This is a genomic window from Pseudocolwellia sp. G5-9, from assembly GCF_055808995.1.
This window is the reverse complement of the sequence record NZ_CM147893.1, coordinates 1,741,064-1,763,456: the sequence shown is the minus strand read 5'-3', so window position 1 is coordinate 1,763,456 and position 22,393 is coordinate 1,741,064. Positions and strand designations below refer to the sequence as shown.

The window sequence follows — 22,393 nt, the reverse complement described above, 5'->3', positions numbered from 1 at the left end:
GCGTAATCACTATGATTTTATAATTATTTTGGTATCACACTGCTATTTAAAGTCATGACTGTGATTAAGTCAACTCTTCACTAGAGCTGGCATAATATAAGGAGGTGACATAAATAGACTGACCCATGTATTAATGTTATCGGCAGGTTTAATGTTTTCTTGCGTAATTATTTAATAAATATAAAGTATTTGTAATGTTTTTATTTTCTAAGTGACTACTTTCTAATTGATCTTTGTCTGTAAAAGATAATAAATTAATTCTGTCTGGTGAGTTTGTTGTTTTTAATGTTTCTTTCAAAAAGCTTTTTATCTCAGGTAAGGTTAATTTATTAATTTCTTTGATGAGTTGTTTTTTTTGATTGAAATTACACTCATCGGTACAAATAGCAGCCCAAAACCTCTGGCTTTTAATACGTAAACTAGAGTCTCTTTCTAATAACTGACTGGCAAGCCCCTGTTTTACATGTTCCCAATGTTCGGTTTCCATTTCTTCAATATTTTCATAGGCGTTATTAATAAAAGTATCAATCGCTATTGATAAGTGTGTAGATTCCGTATTAGGTGACTGGATATAAAAAGCAATACCGGGGTATCTATTAATAGGAATAAAATTAACACCTACTAAATAACCATATTGTTTTTCGGTACGCATTTCTTGGAAAAATAAAGGAGATAACAATTGGCTGGTTAACATGCTTTTTGCTACAGACTGTAAATCTTTATTTGGCATTGGGTAATAGGTGATTGTGGCATGATCATGCTGCGGTAATACAATAGGAAAGGTGATTCTACCTTGATCTTTTATTGTAATTACTGAAGGACTAACGCTGTTTTTTCTATCTATATTATTGATGAAAAACTCTTTAATTATATTCCCTATATTTTTAGCGTGTTCTTTGTGCCAATTTCCATGTATTAATGACTTTACAGAAACATGTTCAAAAATATTATTGATAAATAGAGTGAATTGCTCAAATGTTACTTTTGTTAATGTATTTGCTAATTCTTTGCTACTTGGGTTGTTAGGTTGAATTGATGAACTTAAAAAAGAGAAAAGTTGTGAAATTGATTTACTTGTATCAGTATTTTTCCAATGTTGAATTAATTGTTTTTTTAGTAAAGAGAATTGCTCTTTAGTAAATTCACTTTGTTTTAAGTCTTCCAATAATCGTGTAAGTAGATGACTTTGTTTGTCAGTAAAACCTGAGAGTTGTAGTGTCATTCCTCCTTGATGTGCATATAAATGATATTGTATGCCTGCTATTTCTGCGTCGTAATGTTTTTCTATAATAGAGTCGCTAAATAGATCAACAAATAACCGAGTCATTGCAATGTTTTCATTTGATTGAATGATTATAGGCGAGTCAATACCGATATATACGTAACCTTTTGGAACACTAAATGTTGCATCTTGTTTAAACCACAGTTCATAACCATTCTCTTTGTCGATACATGTAGGTACTGAAGGTAAACTTTGTTTTTCTTGTTCGGTAAGCTCATTTGATAATACTGACGGATTTTTAATTATGTAAGGGTTTTTACCGGGAAGTGATAAAGCGTCGATAGTTTGACAATTTTCCCAAAGATTTAATAATTCAGTGTTAATTTTAGATACCATATAAGGAACTTCATACCATTTACTAGTTTGATCAAAGGTATTTTCTTTGCTTATATGAATAAGACGCATATTACTCGGAGATAAGTATTGCAGTAAATTGTTCACTTCTTCTTGGCGGTATTCATCCATAGCGTAATCACCAAAAATGTAGTCATTTTCTGGATAATGTTGCATGTTGATGACTAATTGACAAACGGAGTCTAGCGGTTTTAATTTTTCAGCATACTGAAAAGCAATATTAGCTAAGGTTTGTTTTTCTTCATAATAAAAACCAGCTAAAGGTTTTTCTTTCATTAATTGAATATATTGAAAAACAATTGTGACAATGTCGTTTATGTATTTCTCACCTATGGGTGTTAACTGAAAGCTGATATTAAAATCTTTAAAGTTCGAACCATTAATTCCAGAACCCGCCGTTAACCCTATTATCCATTGCTTTTTCTTTAATAAAGAATAAATACTTCCTATACCTTCATGCCCTAATAAGTAAGCTAAAATTGATTCGGGTTTATTTCTATATAAATCATCTATCGCTGGCATTGCAAAGCTAATAATTAACTGATGATCGTTTTTAACTGGGCTTACATTAATTAATGTTGATTGATGCTCTGGTAAATATAATGGGGAATTGATTTTATTGATCTGTTTTTTAGTGTTGGGAATATTTGAAAATTTAGATTCAGCTAATACTTTTAACTCGCTAAGTGATTGAGGGCCTTCAATAACAAGTGTCATTGCTGTTGCTTGATAATACTTGTTATAGAATGCTTTTATTTCTTGTTGGATACTTTTGTTGTTTCTATCAGCAAGTGTTTCGTGATTTCCAACAGAAAACTTTGAAAAAGGGTGCGCTTGATTGATGGTTTCTTTATGCACATCGTAAAGTCGTCGAATATCATCTTTTAATTTTAATTTATATTCAGCATCAATATTTTCTCTTTCTGATTGTACAAATGCTTCAGAGAGAAGGGGAGAGGTAAAAAATTGACTAAAACGGTCTAAAGCTTCTTCAAAAAATTGATGATTAATATCTAAAAAGTAACAAGTATGCTCTGTTGCTGTCCATGCATTATTGCTTCCGCCGTGTTGGCTAATAAATTTTTGATATTCACTACCATCAGGATATTTTTCAGTTCCTAAAAATAACATGTGCTCTAAAAAGTGAGCTAAGCCTTGCCTGTCACAAGGATCACTGAAATGACCAACATTAACAGCTAGTGCCGCTGCAGACTTTTTGGTTTCATTATTATTTATTAATAAAACACGTAAACCGTTATTTAACGTAATAGCTAAATAGTGCTTATGATCATTAGGGCTTGTTTTCAAAGGAGGCTCCCGCTTTAGTTTGTTGTATTTTTATACGTCACACGAAAACTAAGCGATGTGTTGTAATCTATTTTTAGCTTTTAAATTACCGTATGGAATAAGATGAGTCCATTATATTCTTAACAGTTGTTATAAAAAAAAGTTGTATTGCTTTACTATAGCCTCAATTTGGGAAAGCTGTTGCATACATTGAGTATGCGTGGATAATTTATGCAAGTTTATATAATGCGTCATGGTCAAGCATTTACTTCGGGTAGTAGTGACGCACTTCGTGGATTAACGGTTCAAGGTAAGTTAGAAGCTCACGTTATGGCTAAGTGGCTAGATTCTGAAAAAATCTCTATCGATCAAATTATTGTAAGTCCATTTATCAGAGCTCAGGAAACCACAAAAGAGTTAATTAGTTATTTAGGTGACGATATATTAGTTACCACGCTAGATTTTATTACTCCTTCAGGCTCTGCTGAGCAAATGCATGATTATATAGACGGTGTATGTGTTACGGATAAGATCAAAACCTTGCTTATCGTTTCTCATATGCCATTAGTTAGTTACTTGGTGGCAGAGTTAACCGTTGATGGTAATGGGCCTATTTTTCAAACCGCTGGAATTGCTCATATTGATTACGATACAAAACGTATGAAAGGGCATATGGTAAGTTTAACTTCTCCAAATGAGCTGTGTTAATTTGTGATAAGTTTAGCTGGTTTTTATAGAGTAAACTTATCTTCTATTTCAATTAGCGCTAAAATGGCGCCATTTCCCCCCCATTCTAATGGTGCTTGATGAAATGCCATTACATCAGGGTGTTGTACCAACCAATGAGGTACTTTGTTTTTGAGTACTCGAGAGCCTAGCCCATGTATGATGCAAATACAGTGAGCATGCTCTTTTTGACAGGCAAATAATAAAGACGCAATTTCTAATTTAGCTTGTTGCTGATCAAGTCCATGCAAATCTAATATAAGATCCGGCGCGTAATCACCTCTGCGTAATTTTTTAGCTTCAAATGTGTCCACATCTTCACGTATATATTTTAATGGTCCTTGCTGATTAAGATCCGGCTCAAAGTCATCAGAAAAATAAAATTGTGCATTTTGTTTATTTGATTCTTTATCTTTAATAATTCTTTTGGTTTTAGTGCTTTTCTTTGAGGGTTGAATTTTATCCTGTACAATAGGCTTTACTTTACCTACAGCATCTTTGAATAGTTGTTTTTCTTCTGGCGTTAAGCTGTCTTTTAGTTTCATGTCGTCAGTTTAAAAACATCTATCAGTAATCACAAGCCTCTTATAGGAAAACATGTGAAAGAGTTGAACTTTTCATCTATTAATGAACAATTAAATACAACAGGCGATTTTGTTCGGTTTGCAACAAGCCAATTTAATCAGGCAGATCTTTATTTTGGGCATGGTACAAATAACGCTTGGGATGAAGCTATTTCATTAATTATGTTTACGCTAAATTTACCTGAAAGTTTATTTGAGCAAGTTTTTTCTTGTCAGTTAACCTCAGACGAAAAAAACAACGTATTATCGATTATTGAAAAACGTATTGTTGAAGAAATCCCTGCTGCGTATTTAACTAATCAAGCCGTTTTTGCCAATTTACCCTTTTATGTTGATCAACGTGTTTTGGTACCTCGTTCTCCTATAGGAGAGCTAATTGAAAATAGATTTGTAAATTTAATTGATGAAAACAGCGTACCTCATAGAATTTTAGATTTATGTACAGGTAGCGGTTGTATCGCTATCGCATGTGCTTATGCATTCCCTGAAGCTGAAGTTGATGCTGTTGATTTATCGATTGATGCGCTAAATGTTGCCAACATTAATATAGAAAATCATGGTTTATCAGAACAAGTTATTCCAATTCAATCTGACGTTTTTTCTGGGGTTGAAGGGCAAGTTTATGATTTAATTGTGACTAATCCTCCTTATGTTGATCAAGATGATGTTGATTCCCTTCCGCAAGAGTATTTACATGAGCCTGAAATGGGCTTGGGATGTGGCGAAGATGGGTTAGACATTGTTAGAAAAATATTAGCGGAAAGTGCAGCGTACCTATCAGAAAATGGTATATTAATTTGTGAGGTAGGTAACTCACAAATTCATGTTGCATCAGTATATCCCGAAGTACCGTTTAAGTGGCTAACGTTTGAACATGGTGGTCATGGTGTGTTTATGTTAACCAAAGCACAATTAGAAGAATTTTCAGACATTTTTAAACAAAATGTATAGATTTATTTTGAGTTTTATTTTCAGTAAAGGTAGTTAATTTAGTATGTCAGGTAATACGTTCGGAAAATTATTTACAGTAACCACTTATGGTGAGAGCCATGGTTTAGGTTTAGGCGCCATTATTGATGGTTGCCCCCCTGGTTTATCCTTAACGGAAGAAGATCTGCAAGTTGATTTAGATCGACGTAAACCTGGTCAATCTCGATTTACTACAGCTCGTCGCGAAGATGACGAAGTTACCATTATGTCAGGTGTATTTGAAGGTAAAACAACAGGTACGCCAATTGGCTTAGTGATCAAAAATAAAGATCAGCGTTCGCAAGATTACGGCAATATCTCTGAAAGCTTTCGCCCTGGGCATGCTGATTATACCTATTGGCAAAAATACGGTATTCGTGATTACCGTGGTGGCGGGCGTTCTTCTGCTCGTGAAACTGCTATGCGAGTGGCCGCAGGCTCTATTGCTAAAAAATTCTTAAAAGAAAAACTCGGTATTGTTATTCGTGCTTGTGTAACACAAATTGCTGATATAAAAGCGGAAACGTACGATTGGGATATTGTAGAAACTAATCCGTTTTTCTTCCCTGATGCCAACAAACTTGAACAGCTTGATGAATACTTACGCGACATTATGCGCCAAAAAGATTCTATTGGCGCCAAATTAACGGTTGTTGCTGAAAATGTGCCTGTTGGTTTAGGTGAGCCAATTTTTGATCGATTAGATGCTGATATTGCTCATGCGCTAATGGGGATTAATGCCGTTAAAGGTGTTGAAATTGGTGACGGCTTTGAAGTAGTTAATCAAAAAGGCTCTGTACACCGTGATGAACTTACGCCTAATGGCTTTGCCAAAAATAGTGCTGGTGGTGTTTTAGGCGGTATTTCTTCAGGTCAAAATATTGTTGCACATATTGCACTTAAACCTACATCAAGCATTGGTGTTAGTGGTAAAACCATTAACAAACAAGGTGAGTCTACTGACTTAATTACTAAAGGTAGACACGATCCGTGTGTTGGTATTCGAGCTGTTCCTATTGCTGAAGCTATGCTGGCGTTAACGTTAATGGACCATTATATGCGTAATAGAGCGCAAAATGCTGATGTTATGTGCGAAACGCCTGATATATCAAAATAGTTAATCCTATTCCTTTAAGGGGAATAGTATAATTTATCATCATAAGCCGATATAAAACTTTACTTTATATTGGCTTACTTTTTTATGTTTTTGCTTCTCATTCAAGCGTTATTTATACCCGTTATCATTCAAGATGCAGGTTTCAGTGGGAACTAAAAACAATTTAGGCACAGATTTCATGTTCCAGACGAAATCTAAGTACATACATCCATGTATGCAAGGCATTAAGTTTACGTCATGGTTATTCTCGGTAACTGTTCCTGCGTTACCCTAATGTCCTACATTCGTGTAGGAACCTTACTAAAGTTAATAAGCCCCATAAATTGTTTTTAGACCCATCGGAGAAGCGCTTGAGCAAAATCACTTCATCAACAATGCTTTTTATAAGGGAACGACCATTATTACAAAGTATTGCCTTGAATTGATATCGCTCAAGTGCTCTGAAATACGCAGCTTGAGTGGTAACGGGTATATATCAAGCGCATTAATGAATAGACTTATTTTAAACGAAGCTAAATGGTCAATTGGTTATTGTGATTGTTCTTAGGAAAATAAATGAAGTCTGCATTGTTTTTACGTTCGTCATTTAGCTACTTTTGGTATTTTGGCTTACTTGGCTTGATCATTCCTTTTTTACCACTGTTTTTAGATGGAAAAAATTTTTCGTCTGTGGAGATAGGAGAAATACTTGCTATTTTTACAGCAACTAAAATTATTGGGCCTACATTATGGGCTGTTTTGGCTGATAAAACAGGCCAGCAGCTAGGAATTATCAGGTTAGGGGCTTTTTTAGCCTGTGCTTTTTTTACGTTTCTTTTTTGGCTAAATGATTATTGGCCCGTTGTTTTTTGTTTAGCAACTTTCAGCCTATTTTGGACCGCAATTTTACCTCAGCTTGAAGTTATGACACTTAACTCTATCAGGCGAAGTGCCAAAATTTACGCACGTATTAGATTGTGGGGAAGTATTGGTTTTATATTTTTTGCCGTTGTAGCAGGGGAAGTCATTGAGCAATTTAGTTCGGAAGCTTTTACTTACATAGGTTTTATTATTTTATTGGGTTTGTTTTTATCTACGTTATTAATTAAACAGTCTAAAATTAAGCAGTCTCAAATTACCAAAACCTCATCCATTAAAAGGAAACTTTTCAATATAAATTTTGCTGTGTTTTTTATTGCGGGTTTATTATTACAATTAAGTTTTGGTCCTTATTATAGTTTTTTTGCTTTGTATTTAAGAGACTTGCAATATCCCGGTTTTGCCGTAGGCATATTAATTTCTTTAGGGGTTATTGCTGAAATCACTATTTTTATTTATGCAGGTAAAATATTTAAACATTTTAGTATTAAAAATATTTTAGTCTTTAGCCTTATAACAACATCTTTTCGCTGGTTTTTGATGGGGCATTTAGGTGACTCTATGTTAGTTATGATCCTATCTCAGGCAATACACGCCGCAAGTTTTGGTTTATATCACAGTGCGTCAATACAGTTCTTACAACGACATTTCGATCCTAGTCAACAAAACAGAGGTCAAGCCGTATATATTGGTGGTGTTTATGGTATTGGTGGTGCAATAGGTGCGTATTTAGCGGGTGTGCTTTGGTTAAATGGTGCAGGTTCAACTACTGCTTTTGATATGGCCATGCTTGCTGCATTTATTGGTGCTATTCTCGCTTTATTTATTAAGGTAAGTGATCGAGACAAAAAGACTTAATCCGATTTAATTATTTGATTTTTTATTAGATTAAAAAAAGTCGTTAATCTATTTAAGCATAAATTGAAGCCGATTAGAGGGAGCTCTAGTCGGCTCTATGAGCAGGGAAACTACAGGTTTTCCTGAGATTAATTCATATTACAATGAAGCGTGAGGGCCAAACACTTCATAATGAATACGCTCTTCACAAACACCTAGTTTCATCAAGTCTGTTTTAGCAAATTTCATAAAACCAACAGGTCCGCATAAGTAAAAATTACCATCGTTTAACGGTAGATCAACTTGGTTAAAATTAATAAAACCATGATGAGTATTTTCTTTTTCGATAGCTTGCTCTTTATACCAAGTATTGTAAGACCAGCCCTTGCTGTGACATAAATCTTGAGTACGCTTTGCGAATGAATGTTGATCCTCGTTTTCACAAGCGTGAATATAATGAATTTGATTGTCGTAATCTTCATCAGCCAGTTTTTCTAACATAGCTTGCATAGGAGTGATACCTACACCTGCAGAAATTAAAACCACTGGCGCTTCACGATTCACAAAAAAGAAGTCACCCGCTGGTGCATGTAAATCTACTAAATCGCCAACATTTAGGTTGTCGTGTAAGTGATTAGACATTAAACCATTTTGTTCACCTAGCTCTCGTTTTACCGAAATACGATAGCTTTTACCATTTGGCTTATCGGACAGAGAATATTGGCGTATCTCTATATGTTCACTACCTGAGGGTGTTAATTCTATTCCAATATATTGCCCTACTTGATAATCAAGAACAGGTTGTTGATCCATTGGTTCAAAAACGAAGCTTGTAACTAAGGCTGATTCCACTGTTTTATCCACTAAACAAAAAGCACGTTTGCCTCGCCAACCGCCATAGCTTGCTTCGCGTTCACGGTATAACTCTTCTTCGCGGTTAATAAATATGGTAGCTAATACGCCATAAGCAGCTGTCCACGCAGACTCTACTTCTTCAGTAAATTGTTCAGGCAGGAGCTCTCGTAAGGTTTCAATAAGATGCAAGCCTACAATTTGATAATGCTCTGGTTGAATATGAAAGCTCGTATGTTTTTGTGTAATGCGCTCAACGGCATGTTTTAGTACGGCTAAATTATCAATATTTTTAGCGTAAGCTAAAATTGCTTCAAATAAAGCGGTTTTCTGGCGTCCTGTTTTTTGGTTACTCATATTAAAAATATTTTGTAATTCGGGATTATGAGTAAACATACGTCGATAAAAGTGATCGGTAATAGCTGGCCCGCCAGCTTCTAATAAAGGAATTGTACTTTTTACAACAGCAATATGTTCGGTAGTTAACATTAATGGCTCCTAAGTGATTAAATATGTAATGCCCACCTATTAGTTCATTTACATTGCTACAAGGTAAATAAAGCCTAATTAAAAAATGGGTAAATTATTGTTAAAAACGTAATGAATTAAGCATTACAATAGTTGAGCCATCTTTTATTTATATTTTAATTTCAAAGGTTTATGTTTTTATTTGTATTTTTTATTGATTTTAAGAGTCAAAATGACTCCTTGATTTTTGTGTCTTTTTGACTTTTTGTTTTTTATTTGACACACTGGGACTGTGTTTTACTTAAATGATTGATGCTATGAATGAAATTTCTTCAGCGGCACTTATTGAATTGTCGTTAAATTTAACTAAAAGTCTCACTAGTAATGATCGTTTTGATAATTTGTTATCGACGATCAGAAAAGCTATTACTTGCGAAGCCGTTGCTGTACTTGCAGTTAAAGGTGAATACTTGGTGCCTTTAGCGCTACAAGGGTTAAGTAAAGACACGCTAGGGAGACGCTTTGTTATAGCTGAACACCCGCGTTTAACTAAAATTTGCCAATCAGAAAAATTTGTTAGGTTTCCAAGTAATTGCCCATTACCCGATCCGTATGATGGTTTGTTAATTGCTCATGACGGCGATTTACCTATTCATTCATGTATGGGGATACCGCTACACTTTGAAGACCGATTAATTGGTATTTTGACTTTAGATAGTTTAATTCCTGAACTTTTTGACAACATTCCTGAACGTACATTGGAATTGATCACCGCAATGGCTTCAGTGAGTTTAAATACTGCTTTAACACTTGAACAGTTAGAGCGAAATATTGATCATTCCAACCAAGTTGTTGCTGCATTAAGTCAACCTAATGTTGTTTCTGAACAAAATGAATTAATTGGCCAAAGCGCCAAAATGATACATTTGAAGAAAGAAATAACACTTGTGGCATCATCACATTACAACGTATTAATACAAGGTGAGAGTGGTTCAGGCAAAGAGCTAGTGGCACATGACATTCATCAACAATCTTCTCGAAACACTTTACCTATTGTTTATGTTAATTGTGCCGCATTACCTGATAATTTAATCGAAAGTGAGTTATTTGGTCATGTTAAGGGCGCTTTTACCGGAGCTGATAAAAATAGAGCAGGGAAGTTTGTTATTGCTGATGGTGGTACTTTGTTTTTGGATGAAGTAGGTGAGTTACCTTTAGCTGCACAAAGTAAGCTACTTAGAGCTATTCAAAGTAATGAAATTCAAGCAGTAGGGCAAGACAAACTAATCACTGTAGATGTAAGAATTATTGCAGCCACTAATCGTAATTTACAAAATGAAGTTGAAAAAGGAAACTTTCGAGCCGATTTATTTCATCGTTTAAATGTGTATCCAATTGAAGTCCCACCTCTAAGAGAAAGAGTAGGGGATATTGCCTTATTAACAGGATTCTTTATTGAAAAAACGAAACGTAAATTAGGTATTAAGCAACTTAAAACATCACCAGATGTTATTGAGTATTTATCTGCTTATCATTGGCCGGGTAATATTCGTGAGTTAGAACATTTATTAAGCAGAGCCGCTTTAAAGGCTTTTGCTAAACAAAAAAATAAAGCGGTGGTTAAAATAACATTAAGTGATTGTGATAATTTAAGTAATGAGTTTTTTAATCAAAATAGAACAACTCTCCAAGAAAAAATGAAAAGAATAGCTGAAAGCTCTGTTCAGTCGTCAATGAACTTACGGCATGAAGTCGATGAATTTCAAAAGATGTTGATCAGTAAAGTATTAACTGAAGAAAAGGGGAGTTGGAGTATGGCCGCTAAACGTTTAAATACGGATAGAGCAAATTTAAATCGTTTAGCAAAAAGATTGGGGGTTAATGTAATAAAAACAGTCGTCTAAATATATTATTGTATTAGGAATAGGTCGTTGTTAACGAAAAATAGATATAAAAAAGGTGAACTGAATTCAGTTCACCTTTATCAAGGTTAAAAGTAATAGAAATTACTTAACTTCTTCACCTGCAGCTTGTTTATCAGCATGGTAAGAAGAGCGAACTAGTGGGCCACAGGCTGCGTGGTCAAAGCCCATTTTCATAGCTTCTCTTTGAAACATGTCAAAGTCGTCAGGGTGTACGTAACGTTCAACTGGTAAATGATGCTTACTTGGTTGTAGGTATTGACCAATGGTTAACATGGTTACACCATGAGCGCGTAAATCACGCATTACTTCTAGTATTTCTTCGTTAGTTTCACCTAAACCAACCATAAGGCCTGATTTAGTAGGAACAGTAGGATTAGCTTCGCCAAATTTCTTCAATAAATCTAATGACCATTGGTAGTTGGCACCTGGGCGAGCTTTGGTATATAAGCGTGGTGCTGTTTCCATATTATGGTTGAAAGTATGAGGAGGATGAGCGTTCAGTATTTCTAATGCTTTATCCATACGACCACGAAAATCTGGAACTAATATTTCAACTTTGGTGTGTGGAGAATGTACGCTAATTTCTTTAATACATTCAGCAAATTGTTGTGCACCGCCGTCACGTAAATCATCTCTATCTACTGAGGTAATAACTACGTATTTAAGTGCCATGTCTTTCAAGGTAAGAGCTAGTTTTTTAGGTTCGTCTTGATTTACGGCTAAAGGACGACCGTGACCTACATCACAAAACGGACAACGACGTGTACAAATATCACCCAAAATCATAAAGGTTGCTGTACCGTGGTTAAAACATTCAGATAGGTTAGGGCATGAGGCTTCTTCACATACTGAGTGTAAATCATGTTTACGTAAAGCTGACTTTATCGCGTCGATACGATCTGTTGTTCTTGGTAATTTTATACGTAACCATTCAGGTTTACGTAACATTGTTTCTCTTTCAGAAGGAACAACTTTAATAGGGATATGCGCCATTTTATCGGCGTCACGCAGTTTAGTACCAGCTTCTATACGTGATGATTTAGTTGTCATTTAATGTTTCCAACCCTGTTTTATATACAATAGTGTTTGAGTTTAAAAGAGTGCTTATATGCTTAACTAAAGACTCTCCTGCTTCTAATACGTTTTTTGGTCCATTTAAGGTAGAGGTTTGAACCATTTCTAAACCTGCGTAGCCACATGGATTAATGAGTAAAAATGGTGACAAATCCATGTTAACGTTCAATGCTAAACCGTGAAAAGAACAACCTTTTCTTACTCTTAAGCCTAACGATGCTACCTTTTTGTTATCTATATAAACGCCTGGAGCATCAGGTTTTGCTACTGCTGTAATGCCATAGTCATTAAGTGAATCAATAATCGCATTTTCAATTAGTGTAACAAGATTTCTTACACCCATTTTTCTTCTACGAAGGTTAATTAATACGTATAAAACTTGCTGTCCTGGTCCGTGGTAAGTTACTTGCCCGCCACGATCTACTTTTACAATAGGAATATTACTTGTACTTAGTATGTGCTCTTCTTTACCTGCTTGTCCTTGTGTAAAAACAGCAGGGTGCTCAACTAACCAAATTTCATCTAATGTTTCATCATTACGATTATCCGTAAAGCTCTGCATGGCATGCCAAACGGTTGTGTAATCCGTTTGATTTAATTGTCTAACAATCAAGGAGTCATTCATACATTGGCCTTGGTATATAGTAAACGGACTGATGTGTTAAACGTATTATAAAAGAATAAAAATGACATTACATTGTACAGCTTATAAGGATTTATATTTATGGTGCGATTATTCGTATTAAAGTACGTAACGTACTTCTTCAATAGCAGTAAGTGTTTTATAAATTGTTTCAATATGATCTTTACTTGTTACTGTTACCGCAATTGAAACTGAATGATAGTTTCCTTTCGAACTAGGTTTTATTTTGGGAGAATAATCATCCGGAGTATGTTTTTGTAATTCAGCAATAATAAGATCTGGCAGCTCATCACAAGCAACACCCATTACTTTGAAGTTTAAAACGGTAGGAAACTCTAATAATTCATCAAACTTAGTTTGCATTTTTGTACCTAGGGACTTTCAGATTATAGTGATATAAACTATTTTATCACTAATTTGCGCTTTAGCGCTAACCTCATCTGATATGTTTTTGAAATTTAGCTGCTACTACTGTAAAGCTGAAAACACAGTTTATACTTGTTTCATTCATGAGATATTTTATTCAAAATAAAGAGTGATGATCGAAAACGAATATTTATTTAACCTGAATTGGGTTTAAGAGATAGTTAACTACTTGTTATAAAGATAAAATAAGAGTTGGCTCAACTCAAGACCGACAATACTTTAGTTTACTGAAAATGAAAAAGGGATACGTTAAACGTATCCCTTCAAATTTAGTCGATAAGATTTAATTTTGTTTAAAGTAGATCTGCAAACTGTAGCTTTACGTAGTCCATTAAACGACTAAACATACTACCTTCATTAATTTCTTGAAGGGTTACTAGTGGATATTCTGCTATATCTTCGCCATTAAGTTGTAAAAATACTTTACCTACGACTTCGCCTTTACCTAAAGGTGCCGTAAGTTGTTTACTTAATTCAAAATTAGCTTCTAAATTTTTACGTTGTCCGCGAGGAATGGTAATTGGAGTGCTTACCATAATGCCTAAGTCAACTTCAGGAACATCACCCATCCAAACGCGATTGGTAACAAATTTTTCGCCTGCTTTGTATGGTGTATAAGTTTCAAAAAATCTAAAGCCGTAATTGAGTAGTTTTTTACTTTCTACTTTACGTGCTCTTTCGCTTTCGGTACCCATAACCACACTGATTAAACGCATATCGCCTTTAGTTGCAGATGTTACTAAGCTGTAACCGGCTTGTGAAGTGTGTCCTGTTTTTAAGCCGTCAACATTCATACTTTTGTCCCATAACAAGCTGTTACGGTTATATTGTTTTATGTTGTTGTAAGTAAAAGACTTTTGTTTGTATATTTTATATTCTTCAGGTACATCGTTAATAAGAGCTTTGGCTAAAGTGGCCATGTCGCGTGCTGTAGTTTTGTGTTCTTGGCTGTCTAGGCCATGGCTGTTTTCAAAGTAACTGCTGTTCATACCGAGTTGTTCTGCATGAGCATTCATTAAATCAGCAAAGGCGCTTTCGCTACCTGCAATATGTTCTGCCATGGCAACACAGGCATCGTTACCTGACGCAACAATAATGCCTTGGTTAAGTAGCTCTACGGATACTTCAGTGCCTACTTCAATAAACATTTTAGATGATTCAGGGAAGTTTTTTGCCCAAGCTGATTCACTAATGGTGACTTTGTCGGTATTTTTTATATTACCAGAGGTTAATTCTTTACCGATAATATAGCTTGTCATCATTTTAGTTAAACTAGCAGGCGCTAATAAACTGTCAGCATTTTCTTCAGAGATAACTTTACCTGTTGTAAAGTCGATCAATATATGTGCTTTTGCGTTTACAGTTGGTGGAGCTGGAATAATATTATTTGCATGTACGGGGGAGAATGCGCTAAGAGATAATGTACCTAGTAATGTGAAGATTTTTGCGCGTGACGAAAGCAGTTTCTTCGTCATAAAAATAAGCATAATGTTCCTTTATTCTACTGTTATAAAAGCCAAAATATTTTTCAGCAGTATAGCATTATTATTCTTTATTACTATGGTCTAGTAAGGAGGAAGTTGTTACTTTTCGTGTATTTTATACAAAAAATATAGAGTGAATTGATATTTTTATTATTTTTAGTGGTAGTCGCTGGTTAAATTTTAGCTTTATATACCCGTTATCATTTAAGATGCTCTGAAATAGCCTCTTAAGTGGTAAAGGGTATTTACTCCAAATAAAGTTAATTGAAGATAAATAATAATGTGAGCTGCGGTTATTTATCTTTAACTTAGACTATTCTATGTAGCTTTTAAATGCTTTCGGATACCCACTTTGTTTGATTTTAGTGAGTGCTTGTTCAAGTTTCATTTGACTGATGAATGGGCCTATTTTTACTCGATAAACCCCGTCTTGATATGGAGTGCTAATTTTGTAGGTATATTGTTTTTTTAAGGCATTAGATGTTTCTATCGCTATATGTTTATGCTGAGTTGCAAAAACTTGAATATAACCGATGGGAGATGTGTTTTTCTCAAGAGTTTGATCAGTATTAATGGCTTCAATGGTAACGATTGCCGTACCTTTTTTTAGCATATCAAGTTTGTAGGCCGCACTGTAAGATAAATCTATAATTCTGTTTTCATGAAAAGGACCACGGTCGTTTACTCGAACAACCACTGATTTTTTATTGAGGTGGTTTGTTACTTTTACATAAGTGGGCAGGGGTAAGTTTTTATGGGCAGCACTCATGCTATACATGTTATAAACTTCACCATTTGATGTTAAATGACCATGAAATTTATTGCCATACCAAGAAGCAACACCCGTTTGTTTAAAGTTATTGGCAGACTCTATAACTTGATAGTTTTTACCTCTGACATTGTAATTTTTATTTCCACCTCTACTATGGGCTTCATTTCTGGGTACTGCATCTAACAATTCAGCCGCTGTAGGTGTTCGAGTGGGGGTGCTGTCATCTTTCTGGTGGTATCGACCTGTTTGAGTACTACAAGCACTAATCAATATTATTAATAAAACTAACCATTTCTCGTGTCTCATACTCAGCCTTGTTTATTTATTTGTACTTATTATGCATGTACGCGTTTATTGGTGCTTATTGCCATGATCATGCCAAACCCAGCCATTAGGGTTACCATAGATGTACCACCGTAGCTTACAAGAGGTAAGGGGACACCTACAACAGGTAATAAACCAGAAACCATACCAATATTAACAAAAACATAAACGAAAAAAGTTAAGGTTAAACTACCCGCTAACAATTTAGTAAAGGCTTGTTGAGCATTAATGGCAATGTAAAGCCCTCGTATAACTATGGCTAGATAAACGGCCAGTAATGCAGAAACGCCTATTAAACCAAATTCTTCACTAAATACGGCAAAAATAAAGTCGGTATGTCGTTCAGGTAAAAATTCCAGTTGAGATTGTGTACCTTGTAACCAACCCTTGCCATGAATTCCTCCTGAACCTATAGCTATTTTTGATTGAATAATATGGTATCCACTGCCTAAAGGATCTTGTTCTGGATTTAAGAAGGTTAATACACGTTGCTTTTGATAAGTTTCCATCAAGAAAAACCATAAAATAGGTGCAAAGCCTGAAGCTAAACCCACACAAACACCAATTAACTTCCAACTAGCGCCTGCTAAAAATATAACAAATATACCTGAGCAAGCAATCAGTAAAGAGGTGCCTAAGTCGGGTTGTTTAGCGATGAGTAGTGTAGGCATAAGTACTAAAATAAAAGCGATAATGATATTAGATATTTTTGCTGGTAGATCGTATTGGCTTACGTACCAAGCGATGGTGATAGGTACAATAAGTTTCATTATTTCAGAGGGTTGAAATTTCATAAAACCTAGGTCTAACCAGCGTTGCGCACCTTTACCTATGTGTCCAAATAAGAGTACAGACACAAGTAACATTAAGCCTAAAACAAACATAGGTACAGCCCATTTTTGATAAGACATAGGTGGAATTTGTGCTACAACTAACATAACGACTAAGGCTATGCCTAAGCGAATAGATTGTCTAATGACAATATCTAATTCTTGTCCACCAGCACTGTATACAACAAAGAGGCCTAATATCATTAAGCATACAATACCAATTAATAGAGGAAGGTCGACATGAATACGTTGAAGTAGGGTTCTATGCCTTTGATGATCTTGGCCTGCTGTTCTCACTTGTGGTTACTCACGTTTTTTTCACCATAAACTTTTGTGTGATGTGGGTGGCGACTTGGATCTTTACTGATAATCACTCTGTCACCAAAATACTGATCCATCATTTGTCTTGCTACTGGCGCTGCGTTTGATGCACCACCACCTTTTGCTACGTTTTCTATAGCAACCGCTACGACTATTTCTGGTGACTCATAGGGAGCAAAAGAGATAAACATAGCGTTATCGCGTTGATTCTCTTGTGTAGTTTCAGCATCGTATTTTTCATCTTGTTTAATATTGGCAACTTGCGCTGAACCAGTTTTACCTGCTGCATCGTAAGTTGTTCCTTTAAATGCGTTATAACCTGTTGCTCCGTATTTTTGAACAGTGTTATGTAAAGCATCTAATACTAAATCCCAATTTTTAGGATCTTGTATAATGATAGGGGGTTTGTCTTCGTAAATGACATCTTTAGTGACAGTAGACACTGATTTTTTATTATCAATGATGATATTGGTTGTTTCGGTCGTTGATTTTAATAAATGTGGTATTTTTACTTCACCTTTATTGACCAAAATTGTAATTGCATTAACGAGTTGAATGGGGGTTACTGTCCAATAACTTTGCCCTATACCCACAGATAGCGTTTCGCCGGTATACCATTGTTGATTATATTTAGCTCTTTTCCATTCAATACTTGGCATAGTACCGCTTCGTTCTTCATGAATATCTAAACCGCTATACTCACCAAAGCCAAACTTTTCCATCATGTTACTTATACGCGTTATGCCTAATCTAAAGGCAAGGTCGTAGTAATACACATTACAAGACTCTTCTAAAGATTTGGTTAAATTGACTTTACCATGCCCCCATTTTTTCCAATCGCGCCTTTTGGTTTTCACACCTTTAAGTTGATAAAAGCCGGGATCAAAAATTTCATATTCTGGGGTGATCATTTTCTCTTCTAGACCTGTTAAGGCGATAAGAGGTTTTATGGTTGAAGCTGGCGGAAATAGGCCTTGCGTACTTCTATTGATAAAAGGTAAGTCTTTAGAGTTTCTTAATTTATTGTAATTTTTACTACTAATGCCGTGAACAAATAAATTACCGTCGTAGCTAGGGTTTGAATACATTGCGAGTATTTCACCATTGCGAGGATCCATAATAACGATTGAACCGCGTTTTCCCGATAAGGCGCGTTTAGCGACCATTTGTAATTCAATATCAAGACTTAGTGTAATGTCTTTTCCTGGTACAGGAGGATTAAAGCTTAGGGTTCTTATTATTCTACCTTGGTTATTTATTTCTACTTCTTGGTGACCAATGGTGCCATGTAGCACGTCTTCGTAATATTTTTCTAAGCCCAATTTGCCTATATTACGGGTTGCAGCATAGTTATCAGCTTTACCCTGATCTTCAAGTTTTATGTTGTCGCGTTGGTTTATTCTAGCCACATAACCTATTGAATGTGTCGTTAAATCACCAAATGGGTAGTAACGTTTTAATCGAGCATCAATAAAAAAACCAGGGAATTTATGTTGATTTACCGAAAAAGTTGCAACTTGTTGATCACTCAACCTAGAGTGTATTTCAACAGGTTTAAAACGTCGTTTGCTACGAATTGACTTTAGAACTTTTTCTTGTTTTTCTGCGCTAATATCTAATAATTGACTTACTTCTGTTAGTTTTTCTTGTATGTTTTTAACATCTTCAGGAATGACTTCTAAACTATAAATAGGTTTGTTTTCAGCTAATAAAACGCCGTTTCGATCAAATATAAGACCGCGGTTAGGAGCAACAGGCAATAACTTTATACGATTAGAGTTAGATTTTGTTTGGTATTTATCGTAAGAATTAACCTCAAGACTATATATATTACTGAATAAGATCAGCAACATAATTAGTATTCCGATAAATGAAATAAAAGCTCTACGTGCAAATAAGTTAGCTTCTGCCGTATGGTTTTTTATAGAAATGCGTTTACGTGCTGACACTTAAGGTTATTCTCTGTGGTATGGATGGTTGTTATTAATGCTCCACGCACGGTATAAACTTTCAGCAACAACTATTCTTACCATAGGGTGAGGTAAAGTGAGTGGTGATAAAGACCATTTTTGTTCAGATGCTTGAATACAAGCAGGTGCTAGCCCTTCAGGTCCACCCACAAGCAACGCAACATCTCTGCTGTCGTGGTGCCAGCGTTCAAGTTGTTGAGCTAATTGAGGTGTTGTCCAAGGTTTGCCTTCTACTTCAAGGGTAACAATACGGTTTCCTTTTGGAATAGCCGCTAAGGTTAGTTCACCTTCTTTTTCGAGAATACGAGAAATATCTGCGTTTTTCCCCCGTTTACCTGGAGGGATCTCAACTAAATGAAATGACATATCACGCGGAAATCTTCGGCAATACTCGTTGAATCCTTCCGTGACCCACGATGGCATTTTATTGCCTACCGCGTAAAGGGTAATACGCATAATAAACTATACTATTCCCATAATTGTTCTATTTGGTATAAATCTCGAGTAGGGTCAGTCATAACATGAACGATAATTTCACCTAGATCTACGAGTGACCATTCGCCCACATCATTTCCTTCAATGCCTAAAGGTTCTAAACCTTCAGCTCTACATTCCATAGCAACTGATTGGGCAATTGATTTTACATGTCTGTTTGAGTTGCCTGAACATACGATCATGTAATCAGCAAAACTTGATTTTTTTGATATATCTAAAACGGTAATATCTCGGCCTTTCATGTCTTCTAGTTTTTCAATAACAAAGGCTTTAAGTGCGGTATTTTCCAACGTGTGTTCTCTTTGGTTTTATTAATGGTTATATATGAGCTACATAATATCACTTTTTAAATTCTTAGGTAAGCGTGCATTTTACTTGAATCGAAAACTTACTTAATAATTTAGAGTAGTTATTAGCACGTTCGATGAATAAAAGAGAACTATGGTCTGTTTTTAATATGGGCTATTTATTTCTATATAACTGATTAGCGTTAATATATTCAATAATATCGCTAGGTAACCATTGTGAGCAGTCAAGGTTATTGACTAGATTTTTTCTAATTTCAGTGGATGAAATATTTACGTCGTCACAATTGTGTAAAAAAATATATCCTGACTTTTTTACTGCGTTATTATCTGTAGTGATATCCGCAGAAGAAGATAAATATTGGTGTGTAGCTAATAATTTTTTGCTTTCATTGTTAATGGTTGATAAATCGTAACCGGGCCTAGTATTCACAATTAAATGGCATTGTTGCAGAATTTCTTGCCATAAATACCAGGTGGTAAAGCTTAATAATGAATCCATTCCCATAATAAAATACAGTTCACTTGTGGGGTATTCTGCTTTAATTTCTTTCAACGTATCTATTGTGTACGATAGGGTAGAGCGTTTTATTTCTCTTATGTCTAACTCAAAAAAAGGTTCTTTTTTACAAACCAGTTTTGCCATGTTTACACGATGTTCTGTTGAAGCATTTGTACTATTTTTATGAGGTGGCTTATGCGCCGGAATTACGAGGACTTTGTCGAGAGAAAACTGTTTGATGACTTGTTTAGCAGGCTCTATATGGCCTTTATGAATAGGATCGAAAGTACCACCTAAAATGCCTATTTTTAGTGCTTTATCTTTTATATTCTCTGAGGTGTTCATTAACTATATTCGTAATCTAACGGTAAGTTTGACGTTGTTTGCCCAAAATATAAGGTGATACAAACATCTGAAAGTAACAAATAGGGATTAAAGTCGCTGGCGGTTTTACTGATCAAATCAACTTGTGCTAATCGACTTAAACCCTGCTGTAAATTATGCATACTCATATTGTTTAAGGCATTTTGATATAAGGGCTTTTTCTTATCCCATATACGATAAAACTTGTACAAATCGTTGATTGATTCGCCTTGTTTAAGCCTTTCTTGCATTGCAATTAATTGAGATATTTCTTTGTGCATAAACCACACTAATTGACCTATTGGAGCCCCTTCATGTTGAAGCTGATCAAGAATAGAAACGCATTTTTTTAAATTGCCTATTAATAAGGTATCAATCACTTGAAAAGGATTAAATTTAGCCTGATTAATAATGATTTTTTCAGCGTCTTGTATTGTTATTAGATTTTGACCAAACAAAATAGAAAGCTTTTGAAGTTCTTGATCTAAAGCTAGTAAATTACCTTCAAATAGCTCAATCATCAAGGGAAGAACATCAGGGTGAATATTTAGATTAAGCTGCTTAATTTGGCGGTTTAGCCACTGGTGGAGTTGTTTACCTTCAATATCGTATAAAGGTAAAAAGCAACCTAGGTTTTCAAAGGTTTTAAACCATTTCTTTTTTTGTTGGGCGGCATCAAGCTTTGCACCATGAATAATTAAAATAACATCGTTATTAAATTGTTCACTTAACGCTATGAGTGCTTTACTTGCGGTTTCATTGACCTTGCCGGATATTATTTCTATTTCGATAATACGTTGACTGGAAAATAAACTCATTGATTGGTATTCATAAGTGACATTTGACCAATCAAACTTATCATCGGCAGTAAAACGAATAATCTCGTCAAAGCCTTGTTGTAAGTAAGTGTTTTTAATTGTGGCTAAGCTATCATTTTTTTGCCATGGCTCATCACCAAATATTAACCAAACAGGTTTGAAGCCTTGATTAAGTGTACCTGACAAATTGTTATGGTAAATACGCATAATGAATAGCTTAGTTTCTTTGTGTGGTATTTAGAACAGCGTAAACAGTAAAACTTATAATTTTAAACTTGATAAGTTTCTTAAAATTTTATCTGCTGCTTCTTGACGCATTTCACTTAACATTAGCGTTAACTCACGACTTTTTGCAAGCGCTAAATTAGGATCGTCTTGATAATCTCTATTTAATTCAATTTCATAATCTCTGACTTCTTGGTCTTCAAAAATCAATTGATATTTAGCTGAATAAATAAGCTCGTATTCTGCTACCTGACCATTAGAAAATACCGAGAGGGTTCTTCTATCTAAGGTGTCATTTAAAATACGTAATTCAGGTGTTTGTTGTGTTAATTGCGGAGTAATGTTTATTTTATTAAACAATAAATGTTGCTTTACTAAACGTGTTAGCTCGCCATGTTTATCAACTGAGCTTACATAGATGTTTTGTAATTGAGGAGAAAGTAAATAATCGCCGCGTAATTGAAATCCACATCCTTGAATTAAGCCGAATGTTAAAATTAAGCATAACCATAAAGTGCAGCTATTTGATTTAACGTTTATTTTCAATGTTACATTTCTCTGATTGTTCTACCAACTTTTACG

The 22,393-nt window shown here is 35.0% G+C and carries 20 protein-coding genes; 5 read left to right on the top strand and 15 right to left on the bottom strand.

The genetic code is table 11. The annotated features are described in order from the left end of the window. Positions 1–148 precede the first annotated feature (148 nt). Positions 149–2,944, bottom strand: a complete 2,796-nt coding sequence (locus AC0L5Q_RS07630; RefSeq protein WP_473616780.1) for an insulinase family protein — start codon at positions 2,942–2,944, stop codon at positions 149–151. A gap of 210 nt (positions 2,945–3,154) precedes the next feature. Between AC0L5Q_RS07630 and sixA the strand changes: the two genes are divergently transcribed. Continuing rightward, positions 3,155–3,631 carry a phosphohistidine phosphatase SixA gene (gene sixA / locus AC0L5Q_RS07625; protein ID WP_473616776.1) on the top strand — a complete coding sequence of 159 codons (477 nt, stop codon included), beginning with the start codon at positions 3,155–3,157 and terminating at the stop codon, positions 3,629–3,631. Positions 3,632–3,654: 23 nt separating this feature from the next. Here sixA and smrB read toward each other — a convergent pair whose 3' ends face one another. Continuing rightward, the gene (gene smrB / locus AC0L5Q_RS07620) at positions 3,655–4,194 is read right to left on the bottom strand and encodes an endonuclease SmrB (protein ID WP_473616773.1); all 540 of its coding nucleotides are present in this window, start codon (positions 4,192–4,194) and stop codon (positions 3,655–3,657) included. A gap of 54 nt (positions 4,195–4,248) precedes the next feature. Here smrB and prmB point away from each other — a divergent pair, with 54 nt between their 5' ends. The 3 genes from prmB (at position 4,249) to AC0L5Q_RS07605 (ending at position 8,035) form a co-directional block, all read left to right on the top strand. Further along, positions 4,249–5,184 (top strand): 50S ribosomal protein L3 N(5)-glutamine methyltransferase, encoded by a 936-nt coding sequence (gene prmB / locus AC0L5Q_RS07615; protein ID WP_473616770.1) that lies wholly within the window; start codon positions 4,249–4,251, stop codon positions 5,182–5,184. A 43-nt stretch (positions 5,185–5,227) separates the two neighbouring features. Then, on the top strand, positions 5,228–6,319 hold the full coding sequence (gene aroC / locus AC0L5Q_RS07610) for a chorismate synthase (protein WP_473616766.1): 1,092 nt from the start codon (positions 5,228–5,230) through the stop codon (positions 6,317–6,319). 555 nt (positions 6,320–6,874) lie between these two features. Beyond that, complete coding sequence (locus tag AC0L5Q_RS07605) at positions 6,875–8,035, top strand: MFS transporter (RefSeq protein WP_473616762.1); 1,161 nt, start codon at positions 6,875–6,877, stop codon at positions 8,033–8,035. 138 nt (positions 8,036–8,173) lie between these two features. Here the strand turns inward: AC0L5Q_RS07605 and hmpA are convergent, their stop codons facing one another. Continuing rightward, positions 8,174–9,355 (bottom strand): NO-inducible flavohemoprotein, encoded by a 1,182-nt coding sequence (gene hmpA, locus AC0L5Q_RS07600; protein WP_473616758.1) that lies wholly within the window; start codon positions 9,353–9,355, stop codon positions 8,174–8,176. Between the two features lie 284 nt (positions 9,356–9,639). Here hmpA and norR point away from each other — a divergent pair, with 284 nt between their 5' ends. After that, the gene (gene norR, locus AC0L5Q_RS07595; RefSeq protein WP_473616754.1) at positions 9,640–11,238 is read left to right on the top strand and encodes a nitric oxide reductase transcriptional regulator NorR; all 1,599 of its coding nucleotides are present in this window, start codon (positions 9,640–9,642) and stop codon (positions 11,236–11,238) included. Between the two features lie 102 nt (positions 11,239–11,340). On the opposite strand, the gene lipA is transcribed toward norR, so the two are convergent. The 12 genes from lipA to AC0L5Q_RS07535 all read right to left on the bottom strand — a co-directional run bounded on the left by lipA (position 11,341) and on the right by AC0L5Q_RS07535 (position 22,357). Then, positions 11,341–12,309, bottom strand: coding sequence for a lipoyl synthase (gene lipA, locus AC0L5Q_RS07590; RefSeq protein WP_076418822.1), 969 nt, complete (start codon positions 12,307–12,309; stop codon positions 11,341–11,343). Further along, positions 12,299–12,958 carry a lipoyl(octanoyl) transferase LipB gene (gene lipB, locus AC0L5Q_RS07585; protein ID WP_473616747.1) on the bottom strand — a complete coding sequence of 220 codons (660 nt, stop codon included), beginning with the start codon at positions 12,956–12,958 and terminating at the stop codon, positions 12,299–12,301. The genes lipA and lipB overlap by 11 nt, the downstream gene beginning before the upstream one ends. Before the next feature lie 117 nt (positions 12,959–13,075). Further along, complete coding sequence (ybeD, locus tag AC0L5Q_RS07580) at positions 13,076–13,339, bottom strand: DUF493 family protein YbeD (RefSeq protein WP_473616744.1); 264 nt, start codon at positions 13,337–13,339, stop codon at positions 13,076–13,078. Between the two features lie 356 nt (positions 13,340–13,695). Beyond that, entirely contained in the window at positions 13,696–14,877 is a 1,182-nt protein-coding gene (locus AC0L5Q_RS07575) for a serine hydrolase (RefSeq protein WP_473618268.1), read from the bottom strand. Between the two features lie 322 nt (positions 14,878–15,199). Continuing rightward, positions 15,200–15,964 carry a septal ring lytic transglycosylase RlpA family protein gene (locus AC0L5Q_RS07570; RefSeq protein WP_473616740.1) on the bottom strand — a complete coding sequence of 255 codons (765 nt, stop codon included), beginning with the start codon at positions 15,962–15,964 and terminating at the stop codon, positions 15,200–15,202. Between the two features lie 29 nt (positions 15,965–15,993). After that, complete coding sequence (rodA, locus tag AC0L5Q_RS07565) at positions 15,994–17,109, bottom strand: rod shape-determining protein RodA (RefSeq protein WP_473616736.1); 1,116 nt, start codon at positions 17,107–17,109, stop codon at positions 15,994–15,996. Beyond that, complete coding sequence (gene mrdA / locus AC0L5Q_RS07560; RefSeq protein ID WP_473616733.1) at positions 17,106–19,082, bottom strand: penicillin-binding protein 2; 1,977 nt, start codon at positions 19,080–19,082, stop codon at positions 17,106–17,108. Before mrdA ends, rodA begins: the two co-directional genes overlap by 4 nt. 6 nt (positions 19,083–19,088) lie before the next feature. Beyond that, positions 19,089–19,559 carry a 23S rRNA (pseudouridine(1915)-N(3))-methyltransferase RlmH gene (gene rlmH, locus AC0L5Q_RS07555; protein WP_473616729.1) on the bottom strand — a complete coding sequence of 157 codons (471 nt, stop codon included), beginning with the start codon at positions 19,557–19,559 and terminating at the stop codon, positions 19,089–19,091. Positions 19,560–19,570: 11 nt separating this feature from the next. Continuing rightward, complete coding sequence (gene rsfS / locus AC0L5Q_RS07550; protein WP_077338120.1) at positions 19,571–19,888, bottom strand: ribosome silencing factor; 318 nt, start codon at positions 19,886–19,888, stop codon at positions 19,571–19,573. A 172-nt stretch (positions 19,889–20,060) separates the two neighbouring features. Next, positions 20,061–20,750, bottom strand: a complete 690-nt coding sequence (nadD, locus tag AC0L5Q_RS07545; protein WP_473616726.1) for a nicotinate-nucleotide adenylyltransferase — start codon at positions 20,748–20,750, stop codon at positions 20,061–20,063. Then, entirely contained in the window at positions 20,750–21,793 is a 1,044-nt protein-coding gene (gene holA, locus AC0L5Q_RS07540; RefSeq protein ID WP_473616723.1) for a DNA polymerase III subunit delta, read from the bottom strand. Before holA ends, nadD begins: the two co-directional genes overlap by 1 nt. Positions 21,794–21,847: 54 nt before the next feature. Beyond that, entirely contained in the window at positions 21,848–22,357 is a 510-nt protein-coding gene (locus AC0L5Q_RS07535; protein WP_245825360.1) for an LPS-assembly lipoprotein LptE, read from the bottom strand. Positions 22,358–22,393: the final 36 nt, after the last annotated feature.

Bases quoted from the DNA above. Each gene is read 5' to 3' on its own strand.
- rlmH (WP_473616729.1), bottom strand. From the start codon at position 19,559: ATGCGTATTACCCTTTACGCGGTAGGCAATAAAATGCCATCGTGGGTC.
- lipA (WP_076418822.1), bottom strand. From the start codon at position 12,309: ATGACAACTAAATCATCACGTATAGAAGCTGGTACTAAACTGCGTGAC.
- AC0L5Q_RS07605 (WP_473616762.1), top strand. From the start codon at position 6,875: ATGAAGTCTGCATTGTTTTTACGTTCGTCATTTAGCTACTTTTGGTAT.
- lipB (WP_473616747.1), bottom strand. From the start codon at position 12,958: ATGAATGACTCCTTGATTGTTAGACAATTAAATCAAACGGATTACACA.
- sixA (WP_473616776.1), top strand. From the start codon at position 3,155: ATGCAAGTTTATATAATGCGTCATGGTCAAGCATTTACTTCGGGTAGT.
- ybeD (WP_473616744.1), bottom strand. From the start codon at position 13,339: ATGCAAACTAAGTTTGATGAATTATTAGAGTTTCCTACCGTTTTAAAC.
- norR (WP_473616754.1), top strand. From the start codon at position 9,640: ATGATTGATGCTATGAATGAAATTTCTTCAGCGGCACTTATTGAATTG.
- nadD (WP_473616726.1), bottom strand. From the start codon at position 20,750: ATGAACACCTCAGAGAATATAAAAGATAAAGCACTAAAAATAGGCATT.
- smrB (WP_473616773.1), bottom strand. From the start codon at position 4,194: ATGAAACTAAAAGACAGCTTAACGCCAGAAGAAAAACAACTATTCAAA.
- holA (WP_473616723.1), bottom strand. From the start codon at position 21,793: ATGCGTATTTACCATAACAATTTGTCAGGTACACTTAATCAAGGCTTC.
- AC0L5Q_RS07575 (WP_473618268.1), bottom strand. From the start codon at position 14,877: ATGACGAAGAAACTGCTTTCGTCACGCGCAAAAATCTTCACATTACTA.
- hmpA (WP_473616758.1), bottom strand. From the start codon at position 9,355: ATGTTAACTACCGAACATATTGCTGTTGTAAAAAGTACAATTCCTTTA.
- AC0L5Q_RS07570 (WP_473616740.1), bottom strand. From the start codon at position 15,964: ATGAGACACGAGAAATGGTTAGTTTTATTAATAATATTGATTAGTGCT.
- aroC (WP_473616766.1), top strand. From the start codon at position 5,228: ATGTCAGGTAATACGTTCGGAAAATTATTTACAGTAACCACTTATGGT.